Source organism: Streptacidiphilus jiangxiensis, assembly GCF_900109465.1.
Taxonomy (GTDB): Bacteria; Actinomycetota; Actinomycetes; order Streptomycetales; family Streptomycetaceae; genus Streptacidiphilus; species Streptacidiphilus jiangxiensis.
The window spans coordinates 18,070-33,172 of sequence record NZ_FOAZ01000023.1 but is presented as its reverse complement, the minus strand read 5'-3'; the positions used below and the strand labels follow the sequence as shown (position 1 = coordinate 33,172).

The following is a 15,103-nucleotide window of genomic DNA, read 5'->3' as shown; positions in this document are numbered from 1 at the left end:
GTCAGCCCACCTTCGGGGTGGCACGCGCGCCGTGGTGGAGGTAGGGCGTGCCGTCGGCGAGGGTGTAGAACACGACCGGGAACCAGGTCTCCATGCCCGGCTGCCGGACGGCGAAGACCCCGGGCCGCACCGGGTGCAGCGGCAGCTCCGTCGCCGCCTCCGGGAGCAACGAGGCCAGCGGACCGGTGGACGTGCTGCGCATCACCAGGCCGCCGTCGCGCTCGCTGATCTCGATCCGGACGCCGAGCCGCTCGTAGACGCCGACATGGTCTGCGGGATCGAACGGCACCGGCTCGTCCGCGGGCTCGATCGGCGTGCGCATGGTCACACCGCCGACCTCCTGGGCGATCTCCCGGAACAGGTCGCCGAAAAGGCTGCGGGTGTCACCGCCGTTGGTGAGCAGGCAGATGGCCAGGTCCGCGTCGGGCAGCACCCGCAGGAAGGCCGACTGGCCGAGGGTGGCGCCGTCGTGCCCGTAGACCCGGTGTCCGTTCCAGTCGTCGAGGAACCAGCCCAGGCCCCAGGAGTGACCCAGGGTGTCCGGGTCGGGCACCTTGGCCTGAGGGGTCTGCATGGCGGCGACGCTCCCGGCGGAGACGACCTTGGTGCCGTCGTCGGTGAGGCCGCCGTTCATGTGCAGCTGGGCAAAGGCCAGGACCTCGCGCGGGACCGAGCAGATCAGCCCGGCCGGTCCGACGGAGCGCATCAGCCCCCACACCTTGGCCGGCGCCGGGGGGTTGCCGAAGTGTCCGATGGCGGCGCGAAAGCTCAGCACCTCCTCCGGCAGGGTCGCGGTGTGGGTCAGGCCCAGCGGCCGGTAGAGGCGCTCGCGCATCAGCTCGTCCCACGGCACCCCGGTGACGTACTCCAGCACCCGGCCCAGCAGCGTGAAGCCCGTGTTGCAGTACGAGAGGGTGGCGCCCAACGGGTGGGTGGCCGGGACGTCGGCGAGCAGCGCGGTGTACTTCTCCAGACAGTCGTCACCCCGGCCGGTGTCGGCGAAGAAGTCGCCGTCGATCCCGCTGGTGTGGGTCAGCAGGTGACGGAGCGTCACACCGTCGGTCAGCTGCTGGTCGGCCGTCCGGAACTCCGGGAGGAAGGAGACGATCGGGGTGTCCAGTTCGAGCAGGCCCTCGTCGACCAGGGCCATCGCCACGGTGGCGGTCCACACCTTGGAGATGGAGCCGATCTGGAACAGGGTGTCGGTGGTGGCCTCGGTCCCGGCGTCGAGGTTGGCGGTGCCGGTGGCGGCTTCGGCGATGAGCCGGCCCCGGTGCAGGATCCCCAGGCTGGCGCCGATCACGTGGTGGCGGGCCGCCAACTCGTGCAGGCGGGCAGCCCAGTGGGCGGTGATCTGGTCGGGTGTTGCCGTCGTTGCGGTTGCGCCGGTCATGGCGGGCTCCAGTTCTGGTTCGGTCAGTGGTCGGTGTGCTTGGTCACCCAGTCGACGAGGCGACGGGAGTAGTCGGCGCGGTGCGAGGGGCGTCCGTTGAGGATGAACAGGTGCGATCCGCCTGGGTACAGCACCAGTTGGGAGACGACCCCGCGGGTGCGAAGGGCGTGGAACCACTGCTCGGCCTGGCCGACCGGGCAGCGGTCGTCCGCGCCGCCGTGGAGGATCAGGGTGGGGGCATGGACACTGTCCACTTCGCTCAGCGGGGACAGCGCGGTCAGCCGCTCCGGGCCGCCGCCCACCTCCAGGCCGGTGAGCCACTGCCCCATGTCGCAGGTCCCGGCCATGCTGATGAGGTCGGTGACCACGCCGCCGGGGACCACGGTGGCGAAGACGTCGCTGCGGGCGGAGAGCCAGCAGGAGAGGTAGCCGCCGTAGCTGTAGCCGGTCAGCGCCAGCCGTTCCGGGTCTACCAGGCCCTCGGCGACGAGGGTGGCGACCGGCTCCAGGACGTCCCGCTCGTCGGCCTCGCCCCAGGCGCCGACGGCGGCGGTGAAGAACTCCTCGCCGTAGCCGTCGCTGCCGCGGATGTTGAGGACGAGGACGGTCCAGCCCCGGGCGGCCAGTTCCTGGTGGTAGAGGTGGACGGGATCGGCGTGCGGGGCCCAGGCGTTGTGCGGGCCGCCGTGGATGTCGACCAGCAGCGGTCCGCCGACGGGGGCCTGCGGGTCCCGGATGACCAGGCCGTGCACCAGGGTGCCGTCCGAGATCTCGAACTCCCTTTCGACGACGGGGGCGAGAGCGACCTCGGGCAGGGCCGCCGCGGTGTGCCCGGTCAGCCGGGTGCGGGTGTCGGTGCCGAGATCGAGCAGGTCGATCTCGCCGAAGGCGGTCGCGTCGGACACCACCAGGGCGGCTCGTCCGGCCTTGGCGGCGACCGAGCAACCGCTGATTCCGGCGCCGGGGGGCAGCGGGAACTCGCTGATCCCGGCGGCGTCCAGCCGGTAGAGCCGGGAGACGCCGCGGTCGCGGGCGCAGAAGACGATGTCATCGCCGTGGAACTGCGGTAGCGCGCCGGGGTAGCCGGGGCCGCCGGGCATCACATTGCGGTCCAGGGCCCCGGTGAGCAGTACCGGCGCCGAGCCGTCCAGGGGTTGGCGGAGCAGTCCCAGGTGGCCGATGCTGACCGTCGTCCGGCCGGTGACCAGCAGCGCGGTCCCGTCGGGGAACCAGCCGACCGGCCCGACCAGCCCGGTGTCCGGGCCGATCCGCCGGGGTGCGGCCCCTTCGGCGTCGGCGTCGACCACGTGGGCGGCCGAGGCCTCGGTCAGGTCGGCGTCCCGGGCGATCCCGGCGGGGAAGGCGATCCGGGTGCCGTCGGGCGACCAGGCGGGCGGTCCGGCGTGGTAGCCGCCGCTGGTCAGCTGCCGGACCGCGGCGGACTCGACGTCCACCACGAACAGGTGCGAGCGGACCGGGCCGAGCAGGCCGGTGCCGTCGGCCTTCCAGCCGAGGGTGTCGATCACGACGGGGGCGTCGGGGTCGGGGGTGGACGCGGGGGCGGTGAAGGCGATCCGGGTGCCGTCCGGGCTCCACACTGGCACCCCGGCACCAGCCGGACAGGTCTGACGTGTCGTCAAGGCCACTGCCTCGCCCGCCTCGGCCGGCAGCAGGAAGATCTGTCCGGCGCGCAGGAAGGCCAGCTGGGAGCCGTCTGGGGACCAGCGCGGCGCCGCGTCGTCGGGTCCTGCGGTGAGCCGGCGGGCCGGGCCGCCGTTGCGGACCTCCCACAGCGCGCCGACCGCGCGGTCCTGCTCGGCGTCCTGGGTGGTCAGCACGTAGACGACGCGCTCGCCGTCGGGGGTGAGGGCGGGGTCACCCGGGGTCTCGATCCGGTACAGGTCATCGATGGCCAGTGGCCGGGTCATGACGCCTCCTCGGCGGGGGAGATCGTGGGCACGCAGGCCAGCAGGGTCCGGGTGGTGGCGTGTTCGGGCTGTCGCAGCACTCGGTCGGTGGGACCGCACTCGACCAGCCGTCCCTCGTCCATGACGGCGACCTGGTCGGACAGGTAGCGGACGACCGCGAGGTTGTGGGAGATGAAGAGCATCGCGAAGCCCAACTCCCGCTGCAGTTCGCGCAGCAGGTTGAGCACCGCGCCCTGGACGGAGACGTCCAGCGCCGAGGTGATCTCGTCGGCGATCAGCACCCCGGGCCGGGCGGCCAGGGCGCGGGCCAGGGCGACCCGCTGCCGCTGCCCGCCGGAGAGCGCGTCGGGCGTCAGCACGGCCCGGGACGGGTCGATGCCGACCAGCTCCAAGTAGCGTGCCACCTCAGTGCTGCGCGCCGCCCGGCCGGTGCGCGGCAGGGCCTCGGCGACGGCCGCGCCGACGGTCATCCGCGGGTCGAGCGAGGCGTACGGGTTCTGGAACACCAGCTGCACCGGTCCGCGTCCGCGCCGTCGGCCGAGGTCGCCGCCGTCGACCAGCACCTGGCCAGCCGTGATCGGGGCCAGCCCGACCACGGCCTTGCCGAGCGTGGACTTGCCGGATCCGGAGCCGCCCACCAAACCGGTGACGGTCCCTTCGGGCACCAGCAGGTCGACGTTCTCGACGGCCGTGAAGCGGCCGTAGCGCACGGTGATCCCGCGCAGTTCGAGCGAGCTCACGAGGCGGCCTCCGCATCGACCGGGCGGACGTCCAGCGGCAGGACCGCGCCGACCGGGTGCCAGCAGGCGACCCGTCGGCCGGTGTCGAAGCCGACCAGTTCGGGCCGGGTGCTGCGGCAGCGATCGGTGGCGAGGGCGCAGCGCGGCGCAAAGGAGCAGCCTTGGTCGGCGTCGCCCGGTTCCGGGGGCCGTCCTGGGATGGTCGCCAGTTCGGTGTTCGGGTCGGTGGTCATGGTGGGGATCGCCCCGACCAGCGCCCGGGTGTAGGGGTGGGCCGCGCCGCCGACCAGTTCGGCGACCGGCAGGTCCTCGACGATCCGCCCGGCGTACATCACCAGCACCCGTTCGCAGACCTGGGCGACGACGGCGAGATCGTGCGAGATCAGCAGCAGCGCCGCACCGGTCTCGGTGCGCACCTCGGCCAGCAGGTCGAGCACCTGCTGCTGGACCGTCACATCCAGCGCCGTGGTCGGCTCGTCGGCGATCACCAGCTTCGGTTCGCCCATCAGTCCCATGGCGATGACCGCCCGCTGCCGCATGCCGCCGGAGTACTCGTGCGGACGCTGCCGGGCCCGGCGGGCGGCCGAGGGGATGCGTACCGCCGAGAGCCGGTCGACGGCGCGCGCCCTGGCCTGGGCGCGGGTGGAGCCCAGGTGGACCTCGGCGACCTCGGAGAGCTGGCGGCCGACCCGCAGGGCCGGGTTGAGCGAGGCCATCGGGTCCTGGAAGACCATCGCCAGCGTGGTCCCCAGGTGCGGGTCCGAGCGCAGGTCGTGGCCGTCGAAGGTGATCTCGGCGGCCTGGACCCGGCCCGGGTGCGGGACCAGGTCGGCCAGGGCCAGGGCGGTCAGGCTCTTGCCCGATCCTGACTCCCCGACCAGGCCGAGCGCCTCGCCGTGACCGATGGTCAGCGACACCCCGCGCACGGCCTCCCGGCCGTCGGGGAAGCCCACCCGCAGGTCGTGCACCTGGACCAGCGCGCCCTCGGCGGACTCGTCCGGCAGCGGCGCAGGGGCCATCGCCGACTGCTCCGACGGCGGCTGTTGCCGGGACAGTGGGGCGCGGCGTCCGCTGGCCTTGGCGAAGACCTCGCCGACCAGGCCGAACGTCAGGCCGGTCAGCACCACGGCCACGCCGGGGGCGAGGGCCGCGACCGGGTTCACATAGATCCCGTTCAGCTGCTCGTTGAGCAGCCGCCCCCAGTCGTACTGCGGCGCCTGCACGCCGAGGCCCAGGAAGGACAGTCCCGAGAAGGACAGCAGGATGCCGGCCGCCGCCTGGGTGGCGAACAGCGCGGACGGTTCGGCGATGTTGGGCAGAAGGTGCCGTGACACCAGCCGGAACCGGCCGACGCCGAGGATCCGGGCAGCCGCGACGTAGTCGGAGCCGGCGATAGACGCCGTCATGTTCTGCACCAGCCGGGCCATCGACGGGACCGTCGCCACCCCGATGGCGAACATTGCGCCGGTGCTGCCCACGCCGAAGACGGTGGCCAGGAACAGGACGAAGAGCAGCCCGGGGAAGGCCACCAGGACTCCCACGGTCGCGGTGACCAGCCGTCCGAGCCTTCGGCCCAGCACGGTCGGCGCCACGCCGAGCAGCAGTCCGCCCACGACGCCGATGACGGTCGCCTGCAGGGTGAGCTCCAGGGACAGCCGGGTCGCCACCACCACTCGGGCCGCGATGTCGCGGCCGAGGTCGTCGGTGCCGAGCAGGTGCGCCATGCTGCTGCCCTGGTCGATCGCATTGGTGTCGACCCGGTCGGCCTCGGCGCCGAAGAGCATCGGTCCGAGCACGGCCACCACTGCCAGCACGATGCAGGCCGTCAGGGCGGTGACCCCGAGCGGTGTCCGCAGCGTGCGCCGCAGTCGGTGCAGCAGCGAGGAAGAGGGTACTGAGGGCGAAGGCAGGTGCGGCATCGTCAGCTCCCGCGGATCGTGGACTGGGGGTCGGCGAGGCCCAGGGCCATGTCGACGGCGAAGGTGATCAGCAGTGAGGCCGATCCGTAGACCAGCACGATGCCCTGGACCAGCGGGTAGTCCTTCTGGGTGATGGCCGTGACGATGGTCGCGCCGAGGCCGGGCCAGGCGAAGACGTTCTCGATCAGCACGGTGCCGGCCAGCAGCGAGGTGAAGAGCATCCCGCCAAGGGTGAGCGAGGAGGTCAGCAGGTTCGGCAGGGCGTGCCGCAGGTAGTGCAGCCGGGCCGGCAGCCGTTTCGCCCGTGCGGTGCGCATGTAGTCCTCACCGAGCACCCGCAGGGTCTCGACCCGGACGATCCGCGACAGCACGGCCGCCGGGATGACGGTGAGCGACAGCACCGGCAACACATAGGAGGACGGTCCGCCCTGGGACGCCGCCGGGAAGATCGGCAGTGCCACGGCGAACGCCGCCACCAGGCCGACTGCCAGCAGGTACTCGGGTACCGCGCCCAGGAGTCCCGTGGCCGTGGTGAAGGCCAACTCGCCGCGCCGTCTGCGACCGTCCTTGGTCAGGACGGCCGCAGACATCCCCAAGGGGATCGCGGTCAGCAGGATCAGCACGAACGCGGGCACCGCGATCTCCAGCGTCGCCGGCAGGCGGCTGGAGATGATCTGGGAGACCGGCAGCTGAGTACTGATCGACTCGCCGAGACGGCCCCGGAAGAGGTTGCCGAGGAAGGTGACGTACTGGCTCAACAACGGCTGGTCCAGGCCGAGCGAGTGCTTCTCTGCGGCGACGAGCGCCGGTGAGGCGGTGGTGCCGAGCGCCGCCCGGACCGGGTCGCCGGGGATCAGGTGGATCATCGCGAAGGAGGCCGTGACCAGGACCGCCAGCGACACCAGCAACCGCCAGCAGCGGCGCAGGGCGAATCCGGCCCAGGGGTTGCGGGTCAGCGCCGTCGTCATCGAGGCGGCGGCCCTCCCGATCGGCGTCGTTGCGGTCGTCGCCATCAGCCCTCGCTCAGCCGCAGGGTGTCGGGGAGGATACCGACGTCGGCCACCTGGAAGGTGGCGCCCTTCTGGTAGTACCGGACCGGGCTGTCCACGAACGGGGCCACGTCCGCCCGCTTGACCAGCGAGGCGTCGGCCTGGTCCCACAACGGGCAGCCCGCGGTGCCCGGCTGCTTCATCGCCTGCGCGACGAGCTGGTGGTACGCGGGGTTCTGGACGTCGCCGAAGTTGTTGCCCTGCGGGGGGCGCGGTCCGTCGAAGAACTGGGTCAGCTGGTTGGGGAGGTTGACCCCGACGGGCGCCCAGAACACGTCCCAGCTGCCACCGACGAGCGTGCTGCCGATGCTTGGACCGTCGGTGTCGACGGACGTCACCTTCACCCCGAAGGCGGTCCACTGCTGGACGATCAGCTCAGCGGCCGCGTTCAGCTTCGGTCCCTGGGCGGACGAGTAGTGCCAGTTGACGGTGAGCGGCAGGCCGTCCTTGGTCCAGACGCCGCCGGTCTTCGCCCAGCCGGCTGCGGTCAGCTCCGCGGCCGCCTGGGTCAGGCTCTGGGCCGGCAGGTTGCCGGCCACCGAGTTGCCGGTGCAGGGCGTCGGCCCGGTCTCGAGGTTGGTGGCGGGGGTGCCGGTGCCGCCGGTGGCGACGGAGCCGATCTGCTGCAGGTCGAGCGCGGAGAGCAGCGCCCGGCGCACCGCCTCGTCCGCGGTCGCATGGCCGGCGCCCTCGTTGAACAGGAACTCCCCGAACATGTTGGAGGCGCTGACGTGCTTCAGCTTGGCCGCCTCCAGCCGCAGCCGGTCGGGTCCGTTGACGATCGCCGCATTGATCTGTCCGGACAGCAGCAGGTTGGCCGCGGTGGACTCGTTGGTGACCACCTTGAACACCACCTTGTCGGGCATGGCCGCGTCGTTGGTCCCGCCGGGACCCCAGGCGTAGCCGGACCGCTTGACGTAGGTGTAGGAGGCGCCGGGGACCGCCGAGGTCAGCTCGTAGGGGCCGGTAGCATCGGTGGCTCTGGCCAGCGCTGCGGGGTTCGCCAGGCTCTTCTGGCAGACGAGCGGCAGCATCCGGCTCATCTGCACCGTGAACGGCGCGGGCTGCCCGGTGGTGACGGTGACCGTCCCGGTGGTCAGGTCGGCCTTGGCCGAGGCGGACGGCGGCACGGCGAGGCCGAGCATCGGCGACTGGTTCTTCGGGTTCGCGATGTAGTTGTACTCGGCGGCGACGTCGGCGGCAGTGAGCGCCGAGCCGTCCTGGCAGGTCACCCCGGGCCGGATGGTGAACTGCGCAGAGGTCGGCGTGGACGACCACTTGGTGGCGACCCCGGAGACCAGCGAGCCGTCCGCGGTCACATTGACGAGCGTGGCGTAGGCGAATCTGTTGATGAAGCTGGCGGAACCGGCCAGGGTGACGGTGGGACTGAGCGTGCCCGGGTCGGTGCTGATGGCGATGACGACCTCGTTCGCGCCGGTGCTCACACCGGCCGAGCCGACGCATCCAGCCGCTGTCGCAGTCAGGCCGAGGGCGACGGCCGCGGCCGCCAGGCGCGTGGTCCGCGCTCTCGTCACCGCTCTCGATCTCGTTCCCGGGCACGACTCCGGGGTTTCACTGTTGAGCATGATTACCTCCGAGGAGGCGGCATCCCGCCGCCGAGTGAGTGAACAGTAGGTTGCGGGGCAGTGCCTCGGATCGTCCGGGCACACGAAAAACCTGGCGGCCACTGGTGCTCCCGACCGAAGTCACGCTCCAGCGGTGGGCGTACGACGAAGGCCGCCAGGGGCGTGTGCCCCTCGGCGGCCCTGCGGGTCAGCTGGGGATCGCGTGGTCGCGGGCGTCGCGGACCACCTCCGCCAGGGCGGCGACGGTGGGGTGGTCGAAGACCGCGTCCAGCGGCAGGGCGACGTCGAGCCGGTGGCAGACCTAGGAGACGATCCGGGTGGCCAGCAGCGAGTGGCCGCCCAGCTCGAAGAAGTCGTCCTCGCGTCCCACCGGCCGGTCCAGCTTCAGCCCGTCCTGCCAGACCGACGCCGGTACCGACTCCTCCTCGCTCATCTGCTCGCAGCCGGTCGACTCCAGCATCGGCCTGGAGGCGGCCGAAGCGACGGCCAGGTCGAGCAGGGCCCGCCGGTCCGCCTTGCCGTTGGGGTGAGCGGGAGGTCTGTCGCCTCCGCCCACAGGCCGGGCACCAGGTACTCGGGCAGAACCGCGCGCAGCCGGGTCCGGACCGCGTCCAGGAAATCCGGCCGGCCTGCGGCGGACCGGGCCCGCAGCACGACCGTCACCAGCCGCCGGGTGTCGGCGGTGGCACCGCCGGCGAGCACGACCGCGTCCCGGACCTGCGGGTCGGCCCACAGCGCGGCCTCGACCTCGCTCACTCCTCGCCGTGGCGGTCTTTCGCCATTCGCAGCTGCACCATCATGGCCAGGCGCGTATGGGGATCCGCCAGGTCTACCTCGCAGATCTCGCTGATCCTGCGCAGTCGGTATCGCAGGGTATTGGGGTGGATAGCCAGCAAGGTGGCGGCTTCGGTGACGTCGCCGAAGGCGTCGAACCACGCCGATAGGGAGTCGAGCAGGTTCGACTTGTGCTCGGCGTCGTAGGCGATGAGCTGGCTGATCGGTCCGCTCACCGCGTCGCCGCGCGCGTCCGCGAGGTCCATGAGCTCCAGGAGAAGGGCCTCCAGATGCACGTGCGACAGACTCGCCGCTCGTGGGCCGCCCCCGTTCTGCGCGCGCAGCACCCGCAGCGCGCGTCCCGCGGTGGTCCGTGAGTGCGCCAGTTCGTCCGGAGTGTGGGCGAGAGGGCCGACGCCGACGACAGCCCGGTAGCGGCGCACACGGTCAAGGAACTCCGACGCGATGGAGATCGCGTGGTTCTCCGCGTCGGCGCCATGGCGGCTTGTGGGCATCAGACCGTATGCGATGTTGCCGACCAGGGCGGATGCGCTTCGTGGGTCCAAGGCGGTCAGGTGGACGGCGAACGCGTCGCTGAGTCGGCGGCGTACCGCCTCCATGGACGTGTCCTTGGCCAGGCTCCGATCCTGGACCGGACTGTCGAGGACTTCGAGGGCCAGGAGGACGACGGGTTGATCGGCCAGGCCGAGGCGGGCGAGGGCCTCTCGCGCTTCCGGACCGCCTTCGAGGGCGGTAGCCACGAGGTCGCTGCGCAGCCGACTCTCCGCGTCTTCACCCGCCCGGGCCCGCAGAAGGTGCAGAGCGACAACTTTCGCTCCTTCGACCAGCGCCTGAACCTGTTCGTCCGTGGGCCTGGCGCGCATGGTCGCCCAGATGAAGCCGAGGACCTCGTCCCCCGCGCGTACCGCGATGGCGGTGCGTGGCATCTGGTCGAGCCCGAGTCGGTCCGGATCGATCCAGATGGGGTGGTCGCTTCGGTAGAGCGCCCTGAAGACGCCACGGTCGAGGTAGACCTGGGTGGTCTCCTCCGGGACCTGGCGCCCGAGGATGGCCTCAACGCGTGGGCCGTCGGCTTCGTCCTGGCGCCCCGAGAAGGCCAGGAGGCGCGACGAGCGGTCCTCGATGGTGACCGGCGCGTCCAGTAGCGCGGTGATGGCGTTGGCCAGGGCGAACAGGTCCCCGGTGGGGACGCCTCCGAGGGTGCCGGGTTCGGCCTGGCTGACGGTGTCGACGGTCAGCAGCGAGCGGAGCATGACGACGAGCTGGGCCCAGGCGGCCCCGCGCGTCAGTGCGAAGACGACGATGCCGGCTTTTGCCGCTGCTTCGGCAACCTCGGGACTGGTGGTGACCGGTGCCCTCAAGACGAGTGCGGACGCGCCCTTGGCTCCCATGTCGCGCAATGCCTCGATGGTCGCCTCGTCTCCTTGCAGGGAGACGCCGAGGACGACGGCGCCGGGCGGCAGGTCGGGGCTGTCGAGCGGGTCGTAGATCGCGACTCCGCCGATGTGCTCCGCCGCGTCGGGGGTGCCGTGCACCAGGGCGAGCAGGGTCGTGCCCAGGTCGTCGAGTACACGGCCGAGAGTTGCGCGCGGTCGGAGGCTGTCCATCGGGATCATCACCCTCTTGAATCTATGCTGGGTGATTCCCTGCCAGTATGTAGGAGAGGCAAAAAGCGAGGCCCGCTGTTTGGAATAACCGACAACCGACTCGCTCTATGAACCGCTTACGAAGACCGCCGACTTGACGGGATATGGAAGCTTCATTGGGAGTCGCTGGAGTACAAGGCAGTCGGGCGACGCACCGAAAGGCTTCGAGTCGTGCTCAGCTGGGATGCACGGCAATGCCGATGGTCGCGCGCACTCGCCAGCCTTTCTGTTCCTGGAGGATTTCGGCTCGGTCGGCGAGAAGGTTCACGATGCCGATCCCCCGGCCATGCTCGTCGTCTGTGGCATCGGCGTAGCAATTCCGCTGATCGGGATTGATGTTGCCGAAGTCGGCCACCTCGATCCGAAGGGTGCTGTGGACCAGGGACAAGGCGACTGTCATGTTGGAGCGGCCGTGTTGGGCTGCGTTGGCAGCCAGTTCGCTGACGATGAGGAGAGCTGAGTCCCGGTCGTCATCGGCGACACCCCATCGGGCCAGGAGAGCTGCGGTGAACTGCCGAGCCGCGCGAACGTGGCATTCTTTGGCCGGTAGGGTGACTCTTCCTTGATGCTTGTCACCGCCGCATCGGCGGGGCCATGGCGCCCGGCGGGGGTTCTGGCCTGTGAGCAGGGAAGCGCCTCCCCTTGTCGCTGGCACGTTGCATTCGGTAGTGCTAGCCAGAGCCATGGGGCACCTCCTGCGGCTTCCGGGCCGAACCGGCTTCCTGGCGTTCATGCAATGCCAAAATGGTGGCCTTTCCTATGTTCATGTGAACGGATATCGTCCGTCCGTTTGGTAGCGGAGCACAGTCCAGGGCTTTCGGCGCAGACGGCTGATGTCCGTTTCGTGATCACGCGAGGCCGAGGAGTTCGAGGGGTCGGCGGGCGTCGCGCGCGTTGCGGCGGAGCCCGGCAGCGATGTTCGTGACGCCGTTCAGCCGGAGGGCGCCGACGGCGAGGTTGCGCCAGGTCGCCATGGCGCGGAGCGTTGCCGGTCCGTAGCTGGGTGGGAGGCGTCCTCCGCGAAGGTGGTGTCGACGTGCGTGCCGAGCGCGGCGATGCAGGCCCCGGTGAGCGTTGCCACGTCGACGATGGGGTCAAGGTCGAGCTCGTGTGCCTTGGCCAGGGCGTCGGCGAGCACCAGGCGTCCCTTCCCTCGGCATCGGTGCTGGTGACCTCGACGGTCTGGCGGTCGTACATCCTCAGCACGTCGCCGGGCCTGAGGGCATCGCCTGCGATCATGTTCTCGGCCAGGGGCGCGTGGGCGGAGATGCCGATCGGTAGCCCAAGGTCGGCGGCGGCGAGTACGGCGGCGATGGCCGCGGCGGCGCCCGCCATGTCTGTCTTCATGGTCGCCACCAAGTCGGCTGCCTTGATGGACAGGCCTCCGGAGTCGTAGGTGATCCCCTCGCCGACGAAGGCGATCTGACGTTCGGCGTCGGCCGGCTGGTAGTGCAGTTCCAGAAGCAGCGGCGGGGTCGTCGAGGCCCTTCCGACGCCGAGGATGCCGCCGTAGCCGCCCTCGACCAGGTCCAGGCCGGCCAGGAGCCGGAGCTGGACCGGGTGGCCGCTGCGGCGCTTGCTCAGCTCGATGACGGACTGGGCGAATCTGTCCGGGGTGAGGTTGCCGGGCGGTGTGTTGACCCAGATCCGTGCGAGGTTCTGCGCCTGTGCGACTTGGGCGCCTTCCAGTGCCGCGGCCTGGAAGCGTTCGTCGGCAGCGGCACTGGTGACGATCGTGACGTACGTTGCGCGTTCGGTCCGCCGTGAACGGTACGCGTCGAAGGAGTAGCCTCCCAGTTCCCAGCCCCGGACCACGGCTCGCACGAGTTCACGGGTGGTGGCGGGCAGCACGAGGGTGGCGGTGCTGGCCGAGCCTGTGCAGCGGGCTGCGGCGCCGGCGGCGCGCCTGACCGCTCCCGCTGTTGGGACAGGCGGACAGATTCCGTTGCTCCGGATTGGCGCAGGGTGCGAATGCCGGGCGCGGCGGCGCAGGGGGCCACGGTTGCAGGCGGCCTGTTGTTCGAACCGACAGATTGATCGTCCCTACTGGTGCGAGTGCGCCAATGTGGAGGCCGCTCCCGGTCCGCAGACTTCAGGTAGCTGCTGAGCCAGCAGCCGCCTGAACTCGACTTTCCGAGGGAGCTTTGGATGGGAGACCTTAGAGGTCGCACGCATACGGATGCATTCATTGAGGCTCCTCGCACGGTCGTCACGCACAACGATGTGCCTGCTGCTACCCGCGGCTCGGCCGGGCGTCTGCGGACGCTCGGCGAATCCGTCGGTCGCTTCCCGGTCGGCCGTACCAACACGATCGTGGACGTTCCGGGTCTGCGGGTTGGCCAGACGACGGTCACCGACGGTCAGGCGATCTTCAGCGGTGTCACGGCCCTGGTCATTGACGACGTTTCACCTCATCGTCCGGCTCACGCGGGCCTGTTCGTCGGGAACGGACATGGGAAGTTCGTGGGCGCCACCCAGATCGACGAACTGGGTGAGGTGGAGACCCCGATCGTCCTGACGTCCACGCTCTCCGCGTTCCGAGCGGCAGACGCGGTCGTCACCTGGGTCCTGCGGACTCAGGGGGAAGGAGGGGGGATCACCTCGGTCAATCCTGTCGTCGGCGAAATCAACGACTCCTGGCTTTCCGCGGGCGACCCCAGGCCGGTGACGGCCGAGCACGTCTTGCGGGCCATCGACTCGGCTTCATCGGACCCGGTGGAGCTTGGCAACGTCGGAGGCGGGACCGGAGCATGCGCGCTCGGGTTCAAGGGCGGCATCGGGTCGTCCTCGCGGATCGTGTCCGTCATGGGTGAGCGTGTGACCGTCGGCGCACTGGTTCAGGCCAACATGGACGGCCCTCTGCGGGCGTGTGGCAACGTCGTACTGCCCTCTGACTACGGGCTCCCCACTGCTGGGCCTGCCACCGCTGACGGGTCGTGCATGGTCGTACTGGCCGTGGACGCCCCGTTCGACACGAACACGCTGCGCCGCCTCGCGTCGCGTGGCGTGTTTGCCCTTGCCCGCGTGGGAGCCCGGTTCAGCCACGGAAGCGGTGACTACGGTCTCGCGGTCTCCACCTCGCTGCAGTCGGAGCGGTTCAAGCCCGGCAACGACGAGGCGTCGGTACTCTTCGAGGCCGCGATGGACACCGTCGAGGAGGCTGTGCTCGACTCATTGCTTGCAGCTGACACCGTTCCCTCTGCTAACGGTCGTCTCGCCGCGGCGCTTCCCGCCCGGTCCCTGAGCCGCGGGGGCGCCAGGTGAACGACGCCTCATACGAGGGGCCAGCGAAGACGATCGTGGGCATTCTCGGCGGGATGGGGCCGTCAGCGACAGCCGACTTCATGGCCAAGCTCGTTGCCAGGACCCCTGCGGCCATGGAGTTCGAGCACCTGCCCCTCGCCATCTGGTCCAACCCCGAGATCCCCGATCGCACGCGTGCCCTGCTGGGCCTTGGCCCCTCCCCGGTTCCGTCGATGGTGGATGGCGTTCGCCGGCTGATAGCCATGGGGGCCCGATCCATCGCCATCCCGTGCAACACTGCGCACGCGTTCCTGCCCGAGATCCGGCAGCTCGTGGACGTCCCGTTCATCGACATGATCAGGGCCACCGTCGATGCGATCGTCTGCGAGTACGTCGGTGTGCGCTCTGTGGGCCTGCTGGCTACCGAAGGGACACGCCGGGCGGGCCTGTATGCCGCGGAGTGCGAGCGCCGCGGCCTGACGCTGGTGAACCTCGATCCCGGCGAACAGGGCGCCTGGGTGAGCCCCGCCATCCACATGGTCAAGACAGGGGGTGACCTCGCCGTCGCCCGTCTGGGCATACGCAAGGCCGCGCAGAGGTTGCACCAGCTCGGAGCCGACATCGTCGTCGCCGGGTGCACCGAGATCCCTCTCGTCTCCCAGGACGCCACGCAGATCGTGTCGATCGTGGACGCGACCGACTGCCTTGCCTCGGCCGTCGTCCTGCAGAGTGTGGGACACGTCTGCTGAATCGCGACCGGGTCCCGGACGAATGACACTGTGGGTGCCGACTATTACGTCCATG

The 15,103-nt window shown here is 70.6% G+C and carries 12 protein-coding genes and 1 pseudogene; 2 read left to right on the top strand and 11 right to left on the bottom strand.

What is annotated here, in order from left to right; genetic code table 11:
- Position 1 precedes the first annotated feature (1 nt).
- The 11 genes and pseudogenes from BMY61_RS47220 to BMY61_RS48890 form a co-directional block, all read right to left on the bottom strand.
- Complete coding sequence (locus BMY61_RS47220; RefSeq protein WP_201777643.1) at positions 2–1,393, bottom strand: serine hydrolase domain-containing protein; 1,392 nt, start codon at positions 1,391–1,393, stop codon at positions 2–4.
- A 23-nt stretch (positions 1,394–1,416) separates the two neighbouring features.
- A complete protein-coding gene (locus tag BMY61_RS47215) occupies positions 1,417–3,321 on the bottom strand; it encodes a S9 family peptidase (RefSeq protein ID WP_201777642.1) in 1,905 nt (634 codons plus the stop codon).
- The gene (locus BMY61_RS34080) at positions 3,318–4,061 is read right to left on the bottom strand and encodes an ABC transporter ATP-binding protein (RefSeq protein WP_042457665.1); all 744 of its coding nucleotides are present in this window, start codon (positions 4,059–4,061) and stop codon (positions 3,318–3,320) included. Before BMY61_RS34080 ends, BMY61_RS47215 begins: the two co-directional genes overlap by 4 nt.
- Positions 4,058–5,980 carry a dipeptide/oligopeptide/nickel ABC transporter permease/ATP-binding protein gene (locus BMY61_RS34075; RefSeq protein WP_082015550.1) on the bottom strand — a complete coding sequence of 641 codons (1,923 nt, stop codon included), beginning with the start codon at positions 5,978–5,980 and terminating at the stop codon, positions 4,058–4,060. Before BMY61_RS34075 ends, BMY61_RS34080 begins: the two co-directional genes overlap by 4 nt.
- A 2-nt stretch (positions 5,981–5,982) precedes the next feature.
- Positions 5,983–6,993, bottom strand: a complete 1,011-nt coding sequence (locus BMY61_RS34070; RefSeq protein ID WP_236656609.1) for an ABC transporter permease — start codon at positions 6,991–6,993, stop codon at positions 5,983–5,985.
- On the bottom strand, positions 6,993–8,564 hold the full coding sequence (locus BMY61_RS34065) for an ABC transporter substrate-binding protein (RefSeq protein WP_042457662.1): 1,572 nt from the start codon (positions 8,562–8,564) through the stop codon (positions 6,993–6,995). The genes BMY61_RS34070 and BMY61_RS34065 overlap by 1 nt, the downstream gene beginning before the upstream one ends.
- A 352-nt stretch (positions 8,565–8,916) precedes the next feature.
- On the bottom strand, positions 8,917–9,171 hold the full coding sequence (locus BMY61_RS34055; protein WP_042457657.1) for a phosphopantetheine-binding protein: 255 nt from the start codon (positions 9,169–9,171) through the stop codon (positions 8,917–8,919).
- 196 nt (positions 9,172–9,367) lie between these two features.
- Entirely contained in the window at positions 9,368–11,026 is a 1,659-nt protein-coding gene (locus tag BMY61_RS34050; RefSeq protein WP_042457654.1) for a PucR family transcriptional regulator, read from the bottom strand.
- Between the two features lie 205 nt (positions 11,027–11,231).
- Positions 11,232–11,741 carry an ATP-binding protein gene (locus BMY61_RS34045; RefSeq protein ID WP_082015548.1) on the bottom strand — a complete coding sequence of 170 codons (510 nt, stop codon included), beginning with the start codon at positions 11,739–11,741 and terminating at the stop codon, positions 11,232–11,234.
- A gap of 246 nt (positions 11,742–11,987) precedes the next feature.
- A complete protein-coding gene (locus tag BMY61_RS48895; protein WP_075004177.1) occupies positions 11,988–12,194 on the bottom strand; it encodes a hypothetical protein in 207 nt (68 codons plus the stop codon).
- A 26-nt stretch (positions 12,195–12,220) separates the two neighbouring features.
- Positions 12,221–12,997: pseudogene (locus BMY61_RS48890) on the bottom strand (M17 family peptidase N-terminal domain-containing protein); the annotation flags it as partial.
- Between the two features lie 207 nt (positions 12,998–13,204).
- Between BMY61_RS48890 and BMY61_RS34025 the strand changes: the two are divergent.
- Together BMY61_RS34025 and cuyB are read left to right on the top strand one after the other, a co-directional pair.
- The gene (locus BMY61_RS34025) at positions 13,205–14,320 is read left to right on the top strand and encodes a P1 family peptidase (protein ID WP_082015545.1); all 1,116 of its coding nucleotides are present in this window, start codon (positions 13,205–13,207) and stop codon (positions 14,318–14,320) included.
- Entirely contained in the window at positions 14,317–15,048 is a 732-nt protein-coding gene (cuyB, locus tag BMY61_RS34020) for a cysteate racemase (RefSeq protein ID WP_052439394.1), read from the top strand. Before BMY61_RS34025 ends, cuyB begins: the two co-directional genes overlap by 4 nt.
- The last annotated feature ends 55 nt before the right edge of the window (positions 15,049–15,103 follow it).